Below are 19,506 nucleotides of genomic sequence, written 5' to 3'. Positions count from 1 at the left end.
CTTCCCGGCCGGGCTCGGGTTCAGCCGGCGGCAGGGCACAGTTCACGCAGAACCTGCCCGGGGTTCGCCGCCAGCAGGGTGCGGGTGTAGGGGTGGGCCGGTTCGGTGAACACCTGGTGCACGCTGCCGCTCTCCACCAGCTCCCCGCGCCGCATGACCCCCACATGGTGGCTGATGCGTTCCACCACATGCAGGTCGTGGGAAATGAACAGGTAGGTCAGCCCGTGCTCGCGTTGCAGGGACTGGAGCAAGGCCAGGATCTGCTCCTGGGTGAGCACATCCAGTGCGCTCAGCGCCTCGTCCAGCACCAGGATCTCGGCCCCGGACGCCAGCGCCCGGGCGATCGCCACCCGCTGGCGCTGTCCGCCGGAGAGCTGGGGCGGGCGGGCCGCGGCCAGGGAAGGGGCCAGGTTGACCTGCTCCATGAGCTCGGCCACCCGCCCGGAACGCCAGCGCGGGTCCCCCAGCCGGTAGTTCAGCAACGGCTCGGCAATGATCGATGCGATGCGCTGGCGCGGGTCCAACGCCGAGTCCGGGTTCTGGTAGACCAGCTGGGCCTGGCGCCACAGCTGGTGCCGGCGCCGGCCGTGGGCCGCACCCACCCGCTGCCCGTTGACCCGGATCTGCCCGGACTGCGGATCCAGCAGGCCCATGATCAGCTTGGCGGTCGTGGACTTGCCCGAACCCGATTCCCCGACCAGGGAGAACGTGGTGCCGCGCGGGACCTGGAAGCTGACCTGGTGCACCGCACGGTGGGCGGTGGCGCCGCGGCCGAAGGTCCTGGACACCTCCTGCACGTCGATCGCGATGTCGGCGTGCGCGACCGGTTGGGGCCGTTGCCGGCTGCCGGTGGCCTGGGCCAGCAGCGCCCGGGTGTAGGGTTCGGTGCTTTCGGTGATCAGCGAACGCACGCTGCGGTCCTCCAGGATCCGCCCCGAATTCATCACCAGCACCCGGTCGGCGATGTCCGTGGCGACCGCCAGGTCGTGGGTCACGAACAGGACCGTGGTGCCCTTTTGCCGGGCCAGGGAGACGAATACCTCCAGCACGGTGCGCTGCACCGTGACGTCCAGGGCGCTGGTCGGCTCATCGGCGATCAGCAGCTGCGGGTCCAGCGCGAAGGCGATCGCGATCAGCACCCGCTGCTTCAGTCCGCCGGACAGCTCGTGCGGGTACTGGCCCAGCCGGTATTCCGGGCGGTCAACGCCCACGCTTGCCAGCAGTTCGACGGCCCGGGACCGCCACTGGGCCTTGGGCACCGAACGCTGCGGGTGCAGCCGGAACACCTCGATCAGCTGGGAGCCGATGGTCTTCACCGGGTCCAGGCTGGAGCCCGGATCCTGGGGCACCAGCCCGATGCCGGCCCCGCGGATGGCCCGCCAGCGGCGCACATCCAGGTTCGTCACCTCGGTGCCGCCAAAGCGGATGGACCCCTCGACGCGGGTGCCGGCCGGCAGCAGCCCGATCAGCGCCTTGGTCAGGGTCGACTTGCCGGACCCGGATTCCCCGACAACGGCGAGGATCTGCCCCGAGGGGATGTGCAGGTCCAGCCCGTTGGCGGCCACCGTCCCGCCGGGGTAGCGTACCGTGAGGTCCTCGATGCGCACCACCGGTGCGGCGGGGGTGTTCTTGGTGTTCATTTCCATGTCCACTGTCCTTGTCCTAGAAGCGGAAGGCGCGGTTGATGCTGCGCCCCAGGGCGGCGGTGAGCATGACGGCCGTGACGATCACCAGGCCCGGCAGGGTGGTCAGCCACCAGGCCACCGACAGGTACTGGCGTCCCTCGGAAATCAGCAGCCCCCATTCGGGGGTGGGCGGCGGGGCGCCGAAGCCCAGGAAGCCCAGTCCCGAGATGGCCAGGATCGCCGCCCCCAAATCCACGGCGAGCAGGGCCAGCACCGGTCCGATCACGTGCGGCAGGATGTGCCGGCGCAGCACGGTGAAGTAGCCGCCGCCGCTCATCAGTGCCGCCTGCACGAAGTCGTGGGAGCGCACCCGCAGCACCTCGGTGCGCACCAGCCGGGCGAACGCGGCAATCGAGGCGATCCCCACCCCCAGGCCCAGGGACAGCGGCCCGGGCTCGGTGGCGGTGACCAGGATCAGCGCGATCAGGAACGCGGGCACCGCCAGCAGCACGTCCACCAGGCGCATGGCCACGGCGTCCGCCGCCCTTCCGGCGGTGCCGGCCAGCAGGCCCAGCACGCTGCCGAGCACCGAACCGATCAAGCATGCCAGTCCCGCGGTCATCAGGGTTTGCCCGGTGCCGTGCACCACCCGGGAGTACACGTCGCGGCCCAGGTGGTCGGTGCCAAAGGGGTGGGCGGGGCTGGGGGCGCTCAACTTCTGCGCCGGGATCCCGGTGATCGGGTCCGCTGCGCTGAACGCGCCGGGCACCAGCGCCCAGGCCAGCAGCAGGCCCAGCGGCAGCAGCATCCACCAGCGTCCCAGCCAGCGGCGCACCGGGCGGCCCGGTGTTGGCGCCGCGGTGGTTGGTGCCGGCTCCGGGAGCGGCAGCCCGGCCGGGGTGGTGTTCTGTTCGGTCAGTACGCTCATGATCCCTTGTCCCTTCAGGCGGCCAGGGCCCGTGCCGAGCCGGCGTGGGCGGTAATGATTCGTGGGTCCAGCTGCGGGTGGATGAGGTCCACCAGCAGGTTCACCACGGTGAAGGTGGCGGCGGTGAGCAGCACCAGCCCCTGCACCAGGGGAATGTCCTGGACGGTGACCGCCTGCAGCACCAGCTGCCCCAGTCCGGCGCGGGCGAACACGGTCTCGGTGATCACCGAGCCGGCCAGCAGGGTGCCGATGGTGATCCCGGCAATCGACAGCGCGGCCGGGGCGGCGTTCTTCAGCGTGTGGCGGTAGAAGATCCAGGACTCCCCGGCCCCCTTGGCGCGCAGCACGTCCACGAACGGCTGGGCCGAGACCTGCTGAACGCTCTTGAGCAGCACCTGGGCGATCGGTGCGCTCAGGTGCAGGGCCAGCACCAGGATCGGCACCAGCAGCGACAGCGCCGAACCGTCCGGGAACAGGGACATCACCCCCAGCTGCACGGCCAGCAGCTGCAGCAGCACCAGGCCCAGCCAGAACACCGGGATTGAAATGAACAGCGGCGGCAGGTTCAACAGCGCCCGGCGCAGCCGCTCACCACGGGCCAGGGTGGCCGCGGCCACCAGGGCCACCGCCAGCAGGACGGCCAGCACGAAGGCGCTGCCGGCCAGGACCAGCGTGGATCCGATGACCTCCCCGATCCGGGCGGCCACCGGCGCCCCGGAGGACAGCGAGTAGCCCAGGTCTCCGCGCAGCAGCGCGCCCAGCTGTCCCAGGTATTGGGTGATCAGCGGTTGGTCATAGCCGTAGTGGGCCTTCAGCTGTGCGATGGTGGCCGGGTCCGCGGCGGCGTCGGTGGACAGGAAGATGGTCACCGGGTCGTTCGGCAGGGCCTGCACCGCCAGGAAAACCGCGGTGTAGGCCAGCCAGATGACCAGCAGGGCCTGGCCAACGCGCTTGGCAATGTATCCACCCATGCTTCCCTCCCCTACTTGCCGCTCTTCCAGGCGCCCTGGAAGATCGGGGCAGTGCCGGAGGTGAAGTCGACGTGGGTGCCCGAATGCGCGCCGTAGACCTGGACCTCATCCCACAGCACCAGGGTCAGGGCCTTGTCCAGCACCAGGGCACGCTGTTCCTCACCGATCAGCTTCAGGTGCTCCTGCTCGGTGGTGGCCGCCTGTTCCCGGGTGAACAGTTCGTTCAACTCTTCGTCCGCGTTCAGCGTCTGGGTGTTGTTCGCCGGCCCGAAGACCGGCCCCAGCCCGCCGTAGGCGAACTGCCGGGTGCCGAAGAATTCGACCTTGTCATCGACCAGGGCACTGGTCAGGAACGTGTTGTCCGCTGCCCGGTTCACCAGTTTGACCCCGATCTCGCGCCACTGCTGCTCAATAAGTTCGAAGGCCGGCTTGATGACCACCGAGTTGTTCGAGGAGGCGACGGTGACCTCCAGCTTCTTCCCGTCCTTCTGCCGGATCCCATCCGGTCCCGGAACCCAGCCGGCCTCATCCAGCAGCTCCTTGGAGCGCGCCGGGTCGTAGGCCAATTCCGCGGAGAAGTCCACGAAGCCCGGGGCCTTGTGGTTCAGAATCGATGCGGAAATCACATAGCTGTCCGAAAGCACGGTGTCCTTCAGCGCCTGGCGGTCGATGCCCACCTGCAGCGCCTGGCGGACCTTGGCGTCGGTCAGCTGCCCGGAGCCAATGCGCACCGAGGCGTTGTTGGTGGTCAAGTCCACGCCCTGCGCGGCGAACACCTGGCCGCCGCCGGATTTCAGCACCTGCTCATCCACCGGCTGCAATCCCCGCACCAGGTCCACCTGCCCGGACTGGGCGGCCCCGGCACGGTGCGCAACCTCCGGCAGGTACTTGATGACCAGCTCATCCAGGTAGGGAGCCCCCGGGTTCTGTGCACCCTGCGGAGCCCAGGCGTAGTCGTCGCGGGCGCTGAACACCACCTCCTCATCGGGCTTTTCCGAGGCGAAGACGAACGGTCCGGAACCCACGATCTTGGAGATCGCCGACTGCCCGGCGTTGTCCAGCTTCAGCGTTTCGGGGGCCACCAGCCCGGCGGTCACCGAGGAGGTGGCGCGCAGGAAGTTGGCGTCCGGGCGCTTCAGGGTGACCTGGACCTTATTCCCGTCGAGCACCTTGGAGGACTTGTACGCCGAGAAATCCACGTTCGGCTGGATCTGCGCATCCTTGATGCCCAGTCCCAGCGCGTCCAGGTTCGCCTTGACGGCCTTGGCATCCAGTGCGGTGCCGTTGGAAAACGTCACCCCGTCACGAATGGTGAACGTGTACTGGGTCTTGGCCTCGTTGGAGGTGAAGCCGCTGGCGATCCACCCCACCAGCTTGCCCTGCTCGGCGTCAAAATAGGTCAGCCGGTCCAGCACCGAGTTCAGCACGTTGGCCTTCTCGTAGAACCGGGCAGCCTGGGTCTGCCAGTTGTCGATGGGGGTGACCTCGGCGTAGGTCAGGGTTCCACCCTGCACCGGGTCGCCGGCTGGCTGTGCCGACTCGGTGTTCGGGCTTGCCGCGCCGCTGCCGCCGCATGCGGTCAACGACAGCCCCAGGGCCGCAAGCAGTGCGGTGGCTTTCAGCGCCAAACGTGGTGGCCGCATAATCCGTGTTCCTCTCGGTTTAGCCCGAGGAGCACGCTGAATTCAGGTCCCTCCCGCGAAGGGAGGCAAAACAGGCAGACATCCGCCCGTGTTCGGGGACCGTTGCGAAATCTAGCAATCTCCATCGGTCCTGGCCTTAGCACCGCTCCCCGTCGGGGTGGTTGCTGCGACGTCAACGAGCCAGGTCTCTCAGTCGCTCTGGATGGTGTTGTTCCGGTGGGTGTTCCGGGTGATTTCAGTGTGCGGCGGGGACATTCATGTGACCAACCATGACGAAACATCGACGTCACATCGCCACCGAGGAGGCGACAAAGGCTCGGCAGCACCGTAACAATGGGGTCACACGCGCCGGTAAGTCATTGTGTGAAGGCGAAAACCGCAGATCCTTGACAATTCCTCCGGCAGGGTGGCGCCGGTGCCACCGCGCCCGCTGTAGTGGGTGGCGCGGGTTTTACACGCCTCCGCGGACCGGGGGCAGCACTGTGCAGCAGCCGCAGGGCCGGGCCGGCTTGGCCTTGTCCCGCAGTTGGAGCCCTGTGAAACCCTGTACAGATTCCTCATCCACGAGCCGGCCGATCCACCGGCGCGGAAAAACCGCTGGGCGCTACGCCCTGCCGGGGCCCATAGGCCAGGCGACAACGAAACGCTCAAGCACGACCCGGAAACCCGGCTGCGACGTCAGGGTCGGATCCCATTGGTGTCCAGCAACCCGCTGGGTGCGACGCCAGTACTTCTCATGCTCGCGGCGCCAGCTGGCCAACGAGCGGTCATCCTCCCCTTCAGCAAAGGCGAAATCGGCGTCCACGTGGTCAAAGGCCGCCAAGGTGACCTCGGTGGTCTGCAGGATGAGACGCGCCGTACCGGTGGAATCGCAGGCTAGCCAATAGGCGCCTGCCTCCGGCAACGGTTCACCGCTTGCCGTGTACTCGTTCTCCAGGCTCGAGGTTGCGCGCTTATCCCCGTCGGAAACTGCGCGCAGCAACGCATCGGCCAATGCGGGACTGTCCCCGAAGTAGTCAACGACAGGCAACACCTCGGGTCGCAGGCCCCCGCCCCCTGCCCAAAGCACATAGTCGCCCCACAATTGTCTTGCCCGCGCGAGGTCGACTGGCGGGAGCCGGGAGGCCGAGGAATCCATGGCCCAAGCCTAGTGCTTTCCGCCATGGGCCGGCGCTGCACAGGGGCCTTTCATTGCCTCTGCCCGGAACCAAGGTTGCGCGCAAAAATCGGCGGGAAAGGCATACGGTGCTTCGTGCACAGAAACCGCCGGCTCCTCTCCGAAGGACGGCCCCGCCCCGGAGGCGCTGCGCCGAAAGCCGGTTCCTCAGGACAACCACAACTTTTCTAATGTGATGCGTGTCACTTCCACTGGATGTGGTGCACTACGCCTAGCTTGAGGGGGTCAGAACCCATCAACCCCCCAAGGAGCGGGTAGCTGTGCACCCACGATCACTTCGCGCCCCAGCCTGCGCGATCAGCCTGGCGTTAGGCTTGACCGCGCTCAGTCTAGCGCCGGCCCAGGCAGAACCACGCCAAACCGAAAAGCAGGCCACCGCCACCGGTTACGGTGGCGCCGTGGCCACCGTCGACCCGGAGGCCACCTCCGCGGCGATTTCCGTGTTGCGCCGCGGCGGCAACGCCGTGGACGCGGCGGTGGCCGCCGCCGCGACACTGGGAGTCGCCGAACCCTACAGCGCCGGCATTGGCGGCGGAGGCTACTTCATGTACTACGACGCCGAAACCCGGAAGATCAGCACGCTGGACGGTCGGGAAACCGCCCCGGCCGCTATGCCCCACGACGCCTTCATTGATCCGCAGACCGGCAGCCCCTACCCCTTCACCCCGGAGCTGGTGACCAGCGGGGTGTCCGTGGGCGTGCCCGGCACGCTGGCCACCTGGGATGAGGCCCTGGACCGCTGGGGAACGATGAGCCTGGGCAAGGCCCTGCAGCCGGCCATCAAGACGGCCACGCGCGGCTTCGTCGTGGATGAGACGTTCCGCGAGCAAACCCTGGATAACAAGGAGCGGTTCGAGGCCTTCGAGTCCACCCGGAAGCTGTACCTTCCCCGGGGGGCTGCCCCCAAGGTGGGCAGCGTGTTCAAGAACCCCGATTTGGCCAAGACCTACCGCATGATTGCGCGCCGGGGCATCAACTCGTTCTACCGCGGTGAGCTCGCCGAGCAGATCGCCGCGACCGTGCAGGCCCCGCCGGTGGTGCCGGGAACCGAGCTGCCCGTGCCAGCCGGCCACATGACCGCCGCGGACCTGGCACGCTACAAGGTCGTGAAGCAGAAGCCGACCAGGGTGAACTATCGCGGCCTGGACGTCTACGGGATGGCCCCCTCCAGCAGTGGGGGCACCACGGTCGGCGAGGCCCTGAACATCCTGAACCGGTTCCAGCTTTCCACGATGCCGCGACCCGACGCGCTGCACCACTACCTGGAGGCCAGCGCCCTGGCGTTTGCCGACCGCGGCAAATACGTCGGGGATCCGGCATCCGTCGATGTGCCCACCCGCCAGCTGACCGACCGGCTCTTCGGGGCCGAACGGGCCTGCGCCCTGGATCCGCAGCGCGCCTCCGTGAAACCGGTAGCGCCGGGCGATGCCGCCAACTACGACGGGCGCTGCCCCACCGAAGCCGGTGTGGTGGCGCAGGAGAAGGACACGGAGAATATCTCGACCACGCACCTGTCGGTGGCCGACCGGTGGGGCAACGTCGTGTCCTACACGCTGACCATTGAACAGACCGGCGGTTCGGGCATCGTGGTGCCGGGCCGCGGGTTCCTGCTCAACAACGAGCTGACCGACTTCTCCACCGTCTACGATCCGGCCGCCCCGAACCGCATCGAGCCGGGCAAGCGGCCGCGCTCCTCCATGGCGCCGACCATTGTGCTCAAGGACCGCAAGCCGATGCTGGCGGTTGGCTCCCCGGGCGGCTCGACGATCATCACCACGGTGCTGCAGACCCTGGTCAACCGCGTGGATCTGGGCATGGAGATTTCCGAGGCGATTGCCGCGCCGCGCGCCTCACAGCGCAACACCGCCGCGGTCACCGCCGAACCGGAGTTCATTGCCGATGATGCCCGGATTTTGGAGCCCTTCGGCCACCAGTTCGTGCCGTCCGGGGATTCCTTTACCCCGCAGGCGGAGATCGGTGCGGTGGCGGCCGTGGAGATCGGCCCGCGGGGCAAGCTGACCGCCGCGGCCGAACCGACCCGGCGCGGGGGCGGCTCGGCGATGGTGGTGAAGCAGCTGAAGGGACACAAGAAGCACAAGTAGCTCCCGCGCATCCACACCGAAGGCGGCGCGGCCGCGGAAAGACCAGTGACGGGTTTTTCCGCGGCCGCGCCGCCCTGTTCACCGCTGGCCGCTAGCGGGCGGCAGCCAGGCGGTTGGCGATCTTGTACTGGGCGGCGCGGTGGGTGTCCTTGACCCGGTCGCCGGCACCGAAGAGCTTGTTGCGCAGCGAGCCTTCGGCATACTCGGTCTTGTAGGCGCCGCGGGCCTGCAGCTCGGGAACCACATACTCGACGATGTCCTCAAAGGTTCCCGGGGTGATCGCGTAGGCGAGGTTGAACCCGTCCACGTCGGTGTAGTCCACCCAGTCGATCAGCTTCTCGGCCACCTCGGCGCCCGAACCGACGGTGATCGGGCCGAAACCGCCCACGCCGACCCACTCGGCCAGCTGCCGGATGGTCCACGGTGAACCCTCGTCGCCGCTGGCCTTCTGGAAGGTCTCCACGGAAGACTGGATCGCGTTGGACTTCACGTTCGAGCCGATCACGTCGTCCGGGTCGTAGGCCGAGAGGTCCACCCCCATCCACCCGGAGATCAGCACCAGTGCCCCCTCGACGTCAGCGTAGGACTTGTAGTCCTCGTACTTCGCCTGCGCGGTGGCCGAGTCCGGGCCGGTGATGATGGTCTGCATGGCGAAGATCTTGATGTCGTAGCGGTCCCGGCCGGCGGCCTCGGCGGCGTCACGGATCTTGGTGACGGTGGCCTTGAGCATTTCCCGGGTCGGCGAGGTGACGAAGACGGCCTCCGCGTTTTCGGCCGCGAACTTCACCCCGCGGCTGGAGGCCCCGGCCTGGTAGATCACCGGGGTGCGCTGGGTGCTCGGTTCGGTGATGGCGATGCCCGGTACCTTGAAGTACTTGCCCTCATGGTTGATCGGGTGCACCTGCTCCGGGTTGGTGTAGATGCCGCTGACCTTGTCGGCCTTGACCGCGTCATCTTCCCAGGAGCCCTCCAGCAGCTTGTACACCACTTCCAGGTACTCATCGGCGTGGTCGTAGCGTTCGTCGTGCTCCATCTGGTCTTCCTGGCCCATGTTGCGCGCGGCGGAGGGCAGGTAGCCGGTGACCACGTTCCAGCCGACCCGGCCCCCGGTGAGGTGGTCCAGGGTGGCCAGGCGGCGGGCGAACGGGTACGGGTGCTCGTAGGCGGTGCCCGCGGTGATGCCGAAGCCGAGGTTCTCGGTGACCGCGGCCATGGCGGAGACCAGCAGGATCGGGTCGTTGACCGGGGCCTGGGCGCCGGTGCGCAGCGGGGATTCGTTGGTGCCGTTGTAGACGTCATAGGTGCCCAGCACATCGGCGATGAACAGCCCGTCGAACTTGCCCTTTTCCAGCACCTTGGCCAGGTGGGTCCAGTAGCCCAGGGTGTTGTAGCTTGCGGCTTGGTCCTGCGGGTGGCGCCAGAGTCCGGGCGACTGGTGGGCGACGCAGTTCATGTCAAAGGCGTTGAACAGGATTTCGCGGGGTGTGCGGCTCATGGCGGTCCTTCTTTCGGGGGTTTGATTCGATGGTGGCGGGCGGGACTAGCGGAAGCTGACCTGGCCCGGGGCGGGGACGTCCCCGGTGGCGTTCAGCCGCACCGGGGGCACCGCGTTGATCTCGTAGTCGCCCACGATGCGGGATTTGTAGATGGCGGGGTTGTGGGTGGCGATGGTGCGGGCGTTGCGCCAGTGCCGGTCCATGTTGCAGCTGGCCTTGGTGGCCGAGGCGCCCAGCGGGTCAAAGAGCTTGCTGGTCACCCCGATGGTCAGCGGCTGGGTGACCGATTGGGCGCGGTTGGCGGCCAACTCGCACACCGCATAGCGTTCGGCGGGGCTCAGGTTGGCGTCGGCCAGGGCGGCCTCGACCTCCAGCACCGCGCCCATCACCACCGACTCGATGGCGAAGACCTCGGCCGAGACCTCCCCCACGACCTGCAGGACCTGCGGTTCGTGGCGGACCGGGACCCCGGTGCCGGTGCTGAAGCTGCGGGTGCGCAGCTGGACCGAGGAGCGCAGGTCATTCAGCGCCGCGCGGGCCACGCCGGCCTGCACGGCCAGCAGCACCAGCTGGAAGATCGCCGATTCGGTGTCGTTCTCATGCTGCGGGATGAAGCTGTCCACCGGGACCCGCTCGAACGTGGTGGTGCCGGTGCCCGTCAGCTGCTGGCCGAACCCGTCCCAGTCATCCAGGATCCGCACCCCGGAATGCTGGGTGGCCACGACGGCGATCTGCCGACCGGGCAGCTGCGGGTGGGCCACGGCCACCATGGTCCAGTCGGCAAAGATGGTCCCGGTGCAGTAGTACTTCTCCCCGGTGACGAACCAGCGGCCCTCGTGCTCGGTGGCCGTGGTGTTCAGGCTGCCCAGCCGGTTGCCGCCGCGTTCGGTGTAGGCGTTGCCCACAATGTGCCCGGCGGAGATCCGCTCCAGCCATTTGGCCTGCAGCGACTGGTCCTCGAAGGCCAGCACGTCTTCGACGAAGGCCAGGTGGGCACGCCAGAGCTGGGCGATGTGGGAGTCGGCTTCGGCCAGTTCAATCAGCAGGCGGAAGACATCGGACATGCGGGCACCGTACCCGCCGCGGTCCACCGGGACGCGCAGGGCCCCGAAGCGTTCCCGGTTCAGCAGCCCCACTTGCTCAAAGGGCAGGATGCGCTCCCGGTCCCGGTGGGCCGCGCCCTCGGCGATTTGCGCGAAGACCGGCCGGAAGGTGGCGGCCAGGCGTTCATATTGTTCGTCGGCCCCAGGCCCCGGGGTGATCTTCAGCAGCTGCCGCTCGGGCAGCTGCTCGGGGTGCTGGTCCAGGTCCACGGCGTTGCCCGCAGGGGCCTGGGCAGGGTCGGACAGCGCGTTGAAGTCCGGTTGGGGTTCGCCGAATGACATGCAAGAGCCTCAATTCTTCCATCGGTCCTGGCGGTAGCACCGGCCCGCATGGGGTGGTTGCTGCGGCGTCGTGGAGCCAGATCTCTCGGCCGCTCTGGATGGTTCATCTCATTTGTACCGGCGGTGACGAAGCCGGCTCAAGGCCTGGCGTCATATTTCGGGGCATGAAGCGCAGATGACGTCGAACGCCCGGATCGCGCGAATGGGCAGGACGTTACAGCCTGACCCCCTCAAGCGGCAGAATGATGCAGAATCCACAAGGGATCAAAGAAATACCAGAATTACCGGCCCCAGAAACGTATGCTTCGAAGATTCGTCACATTACGAACGATTTGCCTTCCATCCGTTCGGGACGATTACATGGTGGCGTAACCATCCCGAGCGGCCGAGAGATCTGGCTCGTTGACGCCGCAGCAACCACCATGACGGGGAGAAGGCCTCTTCCTGCATGGACGGTGCTAACGCCAGAAGCGATGGAGATGACAATGAGTACTGTCCTTGTGTCGCCCACACCCGTGGCGCCATCCACTGCCCGATCGGTTCAGTTCCACAACCTGGGGCGTTCGTTCACCGCAGGACGGCAGACCCGCACGGTCCTGTCGGGCATCGACCTGCAGATCACCGCCGGTCAGGTGGTGGCCATCCTGGGCGCCAGCGGCTGCGGCAAGTCCACACTGCTGCGCACCGTCAGCGGCCTGGATCACCCCAGTGTCGGCCAGGTCCGCATTGGCGGCCACGCCGTGGAGGGAATCGATGACCGCTGTGCGGTGGCGTTCCAGGAACCCCGGTTGCTGCCGTGGCGGACGGTGCGCCAGAACATCGCCCTGGGCCTGTCTCCGCAGCTGACCGCCCAGGCCGGGCGCGAGCTGATCGCCGAGCTGCTGGAACTGACCGAACTCACCCACGCGGCGGAACTTCGTCCGCGCGAGATTTCCGGGGGCATGGCCCAGCGCGTTTCACTGGCCCGCGCCCTGGCACGGCGCCCCGGGGTCCTGCTGCTGGACGAACCGTTCGGCGCGCTGGATGCCCTGACCCGCCTGAAAATGCAGGATCTGCTGCTGGACATCCACCGTTCGTTCCCGACCACGGTGCTGATGGTCACCCATGACGTGGACGAGGCCCTGAGCCTGGCCGACCGCGTCATTGTCCTGGGGCACCGGCGGCCGAACGCGGAGCAGAAGCAGAACGGGGCCGGGGTCATCGAGGACCTGCCCCTGAACTCCCACAGGCCCCGCAACCGGACGGGTTCCGGATTCACCGCCCAGCGCGCGCATCTGCTGCAGCTGCTCGGTGTCGACCCGTCGGGCCATTAACCCCCGCGCCGCGTCGCCTTCCTGCCCATCCCTCACCCTTGCGTCCGGGCCTGCTCCCGTGCGCCGCCGAACCCACCCGCTAAGGATTCCCATGTCAAAATTCATCCTGTCCCGCCGTTGCGCATTCACCTTCGCCGCCGTGGCATTGGCCGCGAGCAGCCTCAGCGGCTGCGCCGGGGAGAACGCCGCTGCCGGTGAGACCCTGACCCTCGACTATGCGACCTACAACCCCCTGAGCCTGGTGCTGAAGGAAAAGGGATGGCTGGAGGATGCGCTGGCCGACGACGGCATCAGCGTCGAATGGATCCAGTCGGCCGGGTCAAACAAGGCCAACGAGGCACTGCGTGCGGACGCCATCGACGTGGGCTCCACCGCCGGATCCGCCGCCCTGCTGGCCCGCTCCAACGGTTCCCCGATCAAGACGATCGCGTTGTACTCGCAGCCCGAATGGTCAGCACTGGTCGTGGGCAAGGATTCACCGGTTTCCTCGGTCGCCGACCTGAAGGGCAAGCAGGTCGCGGCCACCAAGGGCACCGACCCCTACTTCTTCCTGCTGCAGGCCCTGCAGGAGGCGGGGTTGGGGGAAAAGGACATCACGTTGCAGAACGTGCAGCACGCCGACGGGCGCACCGCTTTGGCCAACGGCTCGGTGGATGCCTGGAGCGGACTGGACCCGATCATGGCGTCCGCCGAACAGGACGGGGCACGCCTGCTGTACCGCAACCTGGACTTCAACACCTATGGGGCGCTCAACGCCCGTGAGGACTTCCTCAAGGACAGCCCGGAAGTGGCGCAGACCGTGGTTGACGCCTATGAGAAGGCGCGCCAGTGGGCCGGCAGCCACCCGGAGGAAACCGCACAGATCCTGGCCGATGTCGCCGGACTGGACGCTCAGGTCGCCGACACGGTCATCTCCGAGCGATCCAACCTCGACGTGGCGGCGGTCCCGGGCGAGAAGTTCGTTCAGGTGCTGGGCAACATTGGGCCGGTGTTTGTCGACAGCGGCGATGTGAAGAGCCAAGCCGAGGTGGACGCCGCACTGGACACCCTGGTTGACGACCAGTTTGCCCGGCAGGCCGATGCCTCACAGATTGCGGGTGAATAGGCGATGACCGCTCCTGTTGACCAGCAGCCGGCCACCACACAAGCCGATGCCCCGCGCGCCGGGCTGCTCGCCGCACTGCTGGGGCTCCCGCGCTGGCTGGTGGGCCTGGTTGTCCCCGCCCTGGTCCTGGTGGCGTGGCAGTTGGCCACGACAAGTGGACTGGTGCCCTCCTATGCGCTGCCCACCCCGGCCTCCGTCATCACCGCCGCCGTTGACCTGCTGGAGCGCGGTGAGCTGTGGACCCACATAGGCATCTCCGCCCAGCGGGTCCTGTTGGGCTTTGCCGCCGGTTCGCTGCTGGGCCTGGTCTTCGGTGCCCTGGTGGGACTATCGAAGCTGGCCGATGCCCTGCTGAGCCTGAGCATCGGGGCGCTGCGCGCGGTCCCGTCACTGGCCTGGGTTCCGCTGCTGGTGCTGTGGATGAAGATGGGTGAGGACTCCAAGGTCACCCTGATCATCATCGGCGCCTTCTTCCCGGTCTTCACCACCGCCTCCCGGGCGCTGCGCCACGTGGATCCCCAGCTGGTGGAGGCGGCCCGCTCCTTTGGCTACCGGGGCCTGCGCCTGCTGCGCACCGTTCAGCTGCCGGCCGTGGTTCCCGCGATCTTCTCCGGGCTGCGCCTGGCCCTGGCCCAGGCATGGCTGTTCCTGGTGGCGGCCGAACTGCTCGGCGCCTCCATGGGCCTGGGGTTCCTGCTCACCGATTCCCAAAACAATGGGCGCATTGACCGCCTGATCCTGACCATCATCTTGCTGGCGATCTTCGGCAAACTCACCGATGCCCTGCTGTCCATCGCCGAACGCAAGGCCATTGCCCGCTGGGCCTAGGGCCCGCGACCACGTGTAAAGGATTTTCTTCGATGACAACCATCGACCTCACCTCCGAGGAAAGCACCGACGAAGCCACCCGCCAGCGCTTCTGGGATGAAGCGGCGAACCTGCTGGACTGGGACACCCGATGGCACACCACCTCCCGGATCGTTGCCGCCGACCCCGCCGCCGAACGCGGCCCGCAGATTTCCTGGTACCTGGGCGGCACGCTGAACGCCGCCGTGAACTGCACGGACCGGCATGTGGCGGCCGGCCGCGGTGAGAAGGTGGCCCTGTACTTCGAGGGGGAACCCGGGGACCGGGAGACCGTCACCTACCGGGAACTGGCCGAACGGGTATGCCAGGCCGCGAACGCGCTGACCGAACTGGGCATCGGGAAGGGTGACCGGGTGGTCATCTACCTGCCGGTGCTGGTGGAGACGGTGGTCATCACCCTGGCCTGCGCCCGCATTGGCGCGATCCACTCCCTGGTTTTCGGCGGGTTCTCCGCCGCGGCCCTGAAGTTCCGGGTCGAGGACACCGCAGCGAAGCTGCTGGTCACCACGGACGGCCAGTTTCGCCGCGGCGCCGCCGTCCCGGTCAAGGACAACGCGGACACGGCGGTGGCCGGGGAGAACAACATTGAGAACGTGCTGGTGATCCGGCGCACCGGGTGCGACATCGCCTGGACCGAGGGACGGGACGTGTGGTGGCACGAGCTGGTGGACAGCCAGCCCACCGAACACCAGGCCCAGGCCTTTGACGCCGAAACCCCGCTGTTCATCATGTACACCTCCGGGACCACCGGCAAGCCCAAGGGGCTGGTGCACACCACCGGCGGCTACCTGACCCAGGCCGCCTACAGCCACAACCTGTTGTTCGCCAACCCGGACCCGGCGCTGCGCGAGCTGGACGTGCACTGGTGCACGGCGGACCTGGCCTGGGTCACCGCCCACACCTACGAAATCTATGGTCCCCTGGCCAACGGGGTCACCCAGGTGATCTACGAGGGGGTGCCCAACGCCCCGCACCCGGGACGGCATTTTGAGATCATCGAACGCTACAAGGTCACCAGCTACTACACGGCCCCCACCCTGGTGCGTTCCCTCATGGGCTGGTTCCCCGACGGCATCCCGGCACACTATGACCTGTCCTCCATCCGGGTGGGCGGCACCGTGGGCGAGGCGGTGAACCCGGAAGCCTGGCGCTGGCTGCGCACCGAAGTGGGACGCAACACCGCCGAAGGCATCCCCATGGTGGACACCTGGTGGCAGTCCGAGTCCGGGGCGACGATCCTCTCCCCGCGGCCCACCGACACCGGCTTCAAGCCCGGCTGTGCCGCGCGAGCCACCCCGGGGGTCGCGGTGGACATCGTGGACGCCCAGGGAACACGTGTGGCCCCCGGCGAACAGGGCAACATCGTCATCACCCGCACCGGTCCGGCAATGGCCCGCACCGTGTGGGGCGATGCGCGTCGCTACTACACCAGCTACTGGAAGCAGTACGCCGAGCAGGGCTGGTTCCTGGCCGGGGACGGGGCCCGGTTCGATGCGGATGGGGACATCTGGATCCTGGGACGCACCGATGACGTCATCAACATCTCCGGGCACCGGCTGTCCACCATTGAAATCGAATCGGCGCTGGTCACCCATCCGGGCGTCGTGGAGGCCGGGGTGTGCCCCACCCCGGACGCCACCACCGGACACGCGGCCACCGCGTTCGTGGTGCCGCTGGACCAGTCGCTGGTCGCGGCCGCACCGGATGCGGCCACCGCGGCGAGGCGCGAGGCGTTCGTGGCAGAGCTGCGGGAGGCCGTGCGCCGGCAGATCGGCCCGATCGCCAAGCCGCGGGACGTGGTGCTGGTCCCGGACGTGCCCAAGACCCGCTCCGGAAAGATCATGCGCCGGCTGCTGACCCAGCTGTTCCAGGGCACCGAACTGGGTGACACCACCAGCCTGCAAAACGAGCCATGCATCGCGAAGCTGGAGCAAATCTGCCGCCACCGCTAGGCGCCGGGCCCGCTGGCCTGAGCCTCTTGGAGAACAACGGCCTTGCCCCGCCCCACGCAGTGAGCTGCGCGGGGCGGGGCAAGGCCGGTGTGGTGCCCGCCGGGGCGTACGCCCGGCCGGTGCCTAGCCGGTGGGCCGGCTATTTCCGGGGATCAGTGCCATCGGACTGCGGGTCATCGTCCCCGGTCCGCGGGTTCTCCCCTTCCGGGTCGGGACGGTCCTCATCGGTCACCGGCTTGGCCGGCGGCTGCTGCCCCTCCTCGTAGACGATCGTGTCGTGCGGGGCCGGGGCCCGTTCGATGGTGATGATGTCGATTTCGGTCGTCATCAGGCTGAAGTGCCCGCCCTCATGGCGTTCCACGCCCTCGGCCACCGACTGCTCCAACACCTCACGGGCCACCTTGTTCTGGATGACCAGCGGGTCGCGGCTCAGATCCTTCCAGATGGCCACGCACAGCAGCAGCATCACCAGCACGAAGGGCAGAGCCGAGACAATCGTGATGTTCTTCAGCCCGTTCAGGGCCGCCGCCGGGTGGTCCCCGCCGGCCAGCAGCATCACCGCCGCCACGGCGCCCACCGCGACGCCCCAGAAGATCACGGACTTGCGGGTCGGGTGTTCAGCCCCGCGCTCACTGAGCGCCCCCATCACGATGGAGGCCGAGTCGGCGCCGGTGACGAAGAAGATCGCGATCAGCAGCACCGTGACCACCATCAGCACCACCGCCACCCAGCCGGGCACCGGCAGCTTCTCCAGCAGGTCGAAGAGCACCAGGTCGAAGTTGATGTCCGGGGCACCGTCAACGATGCTGGCCAGCGCCTGGCTCGAATCCCCCGAACGCTGCGCGCGTTCCTGCAGGCCGATTGCGCCGCCGCCAAAGATCGCGAACCACAGCAGGGTCACGGTCGAGGGCACCAACAGCACGCCGGTGACGAACTGGCGGATGCTGCGCCCACGGGAGATGCGGGCAATGAACAGACCCACGAACGGGGTCCATGACACCCACCAGGCCCAGTAGAACACGGTCCAGGACGAAAGCCAGTCGGCCATGGTCCCGTCGGTGGAGGCGGCGGTGCGCGAGGCCATTTCCGGCAGGTCGCGGATGAACGCGCCAATCGCGTTCGGGATGACGTTCAGGATGAACAGGGTCGGGCCGCCGATGAAGACAATCAGCGCCAGAACCAGGGCCAGCACCATGTTGGTGTTGGACAGCCACTGGATGCCGCGCTCAATGCCGGAGACCGCGGAGGCCACGAACAGGGCGGTGAGGATGGCAATGATGATCACCAGGATGCCCGAGCCGACGTTCTCCATCACGCCGGTGGCCTGGATGCCGCCGCCGATCTGCAGGGCGCCCAGGCCCAGCGAACAGGCCGAGCCGAACAGCGTGGCCAGGATGGCCAGGATGTTGATGGTGCGTCCGCCCCAACCGTGGATGGCGCGCTCGCCGAAGATCGAGGAGAACATGGAGGAGAACAGCTGCGGGCGGCCCAGGCGGAAGCTGCCGTAGGCCATGCCCAGGCCCACAATGGCGTACATCGCCCACGGGTAGAGCGTCCAGTGGAACAAGGTGGTGCCCATGGCGGTGCTCAGCGCCGCATCGGTCTGCCCCTCCACGGTTCCCGGCGGCGGGGACATGTAGAAGAACAGCGGTTCGCCCACCCCGTAGAATACCAGGCCAATGCCCATGCCGGTGGCAAACATCATCGAGATCCAGGAGACCGTGCTGAATTCGGGCTTTTCCCCGTCCTTGCCCAGCGGGATGCGCCCGAAGTTCTTCGAAGCGAGCACGATCACGAAGACCGCGAACACCGAGGCGGCGATGACGAACAGCCAGCCGGTGTTGGTGATCACCCAATCCAGTGCCTTGCCGGCCACTGCGCCCAGGCCCTCGGGGGAAACGAACCCCCAGGCGATGAACGCCAGGGCCAGGCAGCCGGCAATGCCGAACACCCAGTAGTCGGTGCCGGAGGCGGTGTATTTCCGGGGGCGGCGTTTGCGAGCTGTGTGCAGCTCGCCCACGAGCTCCTGGATCGATTGATCACTTGGCTTCATTACGTTCTTCCTTCACTGGCAGGACGGCGTTGCCGACGGGGAAATCATCGACTCGGCGGCAGCGCGCTCCGGACGGCAGGCTGCCAGGCGGTGGCAGCGGAACGGTTGCATGGCCCCAGTCGGGCGGGCCGGCAGACGGCAGGGGCCGGAAACGGCGGCGCTTCGAAGATCGGCGAGCCCGCCGTTCAGATGCATGCGACAACGGCCAACACGGCCCACCGCGGCCCTAAGGTCTGCGTTCAATACTGTTGGATGCAGGCAAGTCAGGTCAAGCCCCACGGTCTTTTTTGCCCCCGATCCCGTTCCCACCAGAACGCTTTTTGCCCTTGTGCTATGCAGTGCCAGGGGCGGGGATGTGAAATTCCTCGCCTCCCCGCCCCCGCGCCCCCGCATTGCGCCCGTCTTCGGCGTTTAGCCGCGAATCAGGCCGTGCGGGTCCAGCACGAATTTTTGTGCCGCCCCCTCGTCGAAGGCCGCGTACCCGGCGGGGGCCTCATCCAGGGAAATGGTCGTTGCGTTCACGTTCCTGGCAATGGACACCTTGTCGGCCAGGATCGCGTGCATCAGCCCGCGGTGGTACTTCATCACCGGGCACTGTCCGGTGACGAAGGTGTGGGATTTGGCGAAGCCCAGGCCGAAGCGCATCGACAGCGAACCGACCTTCGCCGCCTCATCGGCGGCACCCGGATCCCCGGTGACGTACAGCCCCGGGATCCCCAGGTGGCCACCGGCGCGGGTGATCTCCATCAGCGAGTTCAGCACCGTGGCCGGCTGCTCGGTGGCCGCCTCGTGGCCGTGGCCGCGGGCCTCGAACCCGACCGCATCGATCCCGCACTCCACCTCCGGCACGCCCAGGATCTGTTCTATCTGCTCACCGGGGTCGCCCTGG

The 19,506-nt window shown here is 67.6% G+C and carries 13 protein-coding genes, 1 pseudogene and 3 riboswitches; of the genes and pseudogenes, 5 read left to right on the top strand and 9 right to left on the bottom strand.

Annotated features, from left to right (window positions below):
- Positions 1-20 precede the first annotated feature (20 nt).
- From RCJ92_RS03950 to RCJ92_RS03930, 5 genes are all read right to left on the bottom strand, one after another.
- The gene (locus tag RCJ92_RS03950) at positions 21-1,646 is read right to left on the bottom strand and encodes an ABC transporter ATP-binding protein (RefSeq protein WP_446753817.1); all 1,626 of its coding nucleotides are present in this window, start codon (positions 1,644-1,646) and stop codon (positions 21-23) included.
- A 16-nt stretch (positions 1,647-1,662) separates the two neighbouring features.
- A complete protein-coding gene (locus RCJ92_RS03945; RefSeq protein ID WP_446753816.1) occupies positions 1,663-2,553 on the bottom strand; it encodes an ABC transporter permease in 891 nt (296 codons plus the stop codon).
- Between the two features lie 14 nt (positions 2,554-2,567).
- Positions 2,568-3,524 carry an ABC transporter permease gene (locus tag RCJ92_RS03940; protein WP_343831634.1) on the bottom strand — a complete coding sequence of 319 codons (957 nt, stop codon included), beginning with the start codon at positions 3,522-3,524 and terminating at the stop codon, positions 2,568-2,570.
- An 11-nt stretch (positions 3,525-3,535) separates the two neighbouring features.
- Entirely contained in the window at positions 3,536-5,167 is a 1,632-nt protein-coding gene (locus tag RCJ92_RS03935) for an ABC transporter substrate-binding protein (protein WP_421014721.1), read from the bottom strand.
- Positions 5,168-5,285: 118 nt separating this feature from the next.
- Positions 5,286-5,376: riboswitch (SAM riboswitch) on the bottom strand.
- Between the two features lie 395 nt (positions 5,377-5,771).
- Positions 5,772-6,161: an ASCH domain-containing protein gene (locus RCJ92_RS03930; protein WP_446753815.1), complete on the bottom strand. Its 390-nt coding sequence runs from the start codon at positions 6,159-6,161 to the stop codon at positions 5,772-5,774.
- Positions 6,162-6,604: 443 nt separating this feature from the next.
- On the opposite strand from RCJ92_RS03930, the gene ggt reads away from it, so the two are divergent.
- Positions 6,605-8,446, top strand: a complete 1,842-nt coding sequence (ggt, locus tag RCJ92_RS03925; RefSeq protein ID WP_446753814.1) for a gamma-glutamyltransferase — start codon at positions 6,605-6,607, stop codon at positions 8,444-8,446.
- A gap of 91 nt (positions 8,447-8,537) precedes the next feature.
- Here the strand turns inward: ggt and RCJ92_RS03920 are convergent, their stop codons facing one another.
- Together RCJ92_RS03920 and RCJ92_RS03915 are read right to left on the bottom strand one after the other, a co-directional pair.
- Positions 8,538-9,941, bottom strand: a complete 1,404-nt coding sequence (locus tag RCJ92_RS03920) for an LLM class flavin-dependent oxidoreductase (protein WP_446753813.1) — start codon at positions 9,939-9,941, stop codon at positions 8,538-8,540.
- 45 nt (positions 9,942-9,986) lie between these two features.
- On the bottom strand, positions 9,987-11,327 hold the full coding sequence (locus RCJ92_RS03915) for an acyl-CoA dehydrogenase family protein (RefSeq protein ID WP_446753812.1): 1,341 nt from the start codon (positions 11,325-11,327) through the stop codon (positions 9,987-9,989).
- A gap of 15 nt (positions 11,328-11,342) precedes the next feature.
- A riboswitch (SAM riboswitch) is annotated at positions 11,343-11,432 on the bottom strand.
- A 264-nt stretch (positions 11,433-11,696) separates the two neighbouring features.
- A riboswitch (SAM riboswitch) is annotated at positions 11,697-11,807 on the top strand.
- 5 nt (positions 11,808-11,812) lie between these two features.
- Between RCJ92_RS03915 and RCJ92_RS03910 the strand changes: the two genes are divergently transcribed.
- The 4 genes from RCJ92_RS03910 to acs all read left to right on the top strand — a co-directional run bounded on the left by RCJ92_RS03910 (position 11,813) and on the right by acs (position 16,564).
- Positions 11,813-12,640, top strand: coding sequence for an ABC transporter ATP-binding protein (locus tag RCJ92_RS03910; protein ID WP_138925498.1), 828 nt, complete (start codon positions 11,813-11,815; stop codon positions 12,638-12,640).
- Positions 12,641-12,731: 91 nt separating this feature from the next.
- A complete protein-coding gene (locus RCJ92_RS03905; RefSeq protein ID WP_138925497.1) occupies positions 12,732-13,745 on the top strand; it encodes an aliphatic sulfonate ABC transporter substrate-binding protein in 1,014 nt (337 codons plus the stop codon).
- A gap of 3 nt (positions 13,746-13,748) precedes the next feature.
- On the top strand, positions 13,749-14,573 hold the full coding sequence (locus tag RCJ92_RS03900) for an ABC transporter permease (protein ID WP_446753811.1): 825 nt from the start codon (positions 13,749-13,751) through the stop codon (positions 14,571-14,573).
- Between the two features lie 32 nt (positions 14,574-14,605).
- Positions 14,606-16,564, top strand: coding sequence for an acetate--CoA ligase (gene acs / locus RCJ92_RS03895; RefSeq protein ID WP_446753810.1), 1,959 nt, complete (start codon positions 14,606-14,608; stop codon positions 16,562-16,564).
- A 139-nt stretch (positions 16,565-16,703) separates the two neighbouring features.
- On the opposite strand, the gene RCJ92_RS03890 is transcribed toward acs, so the two are convergent.
- Positions 16,704-18,617 (bottom strand): BCCT family transporter, encoded by a 1,914-nt coding sequence (locus RCJ92_RS03890; protein WP_446753809.1) that lies wholly within the window; start codon positions 18,615-18,617, stop codon positions 16,704-16,706.
- 411 nt (positions 18,618-19,028) lie between these two features.
- A pseudogene (locus tag RCJ92_RS03885) lies at positions 19,029-19,506 on the bottom strand (formaldehyde dehydrogenase, glutathione-independent); the annotation flags it as partial.

Source organism: Glutamicibacter sp. BSL13 (assembly GCF_052928425.1).
This window is presented reverse-complemented; position numbering and strand designations above follow the sequence as displayed.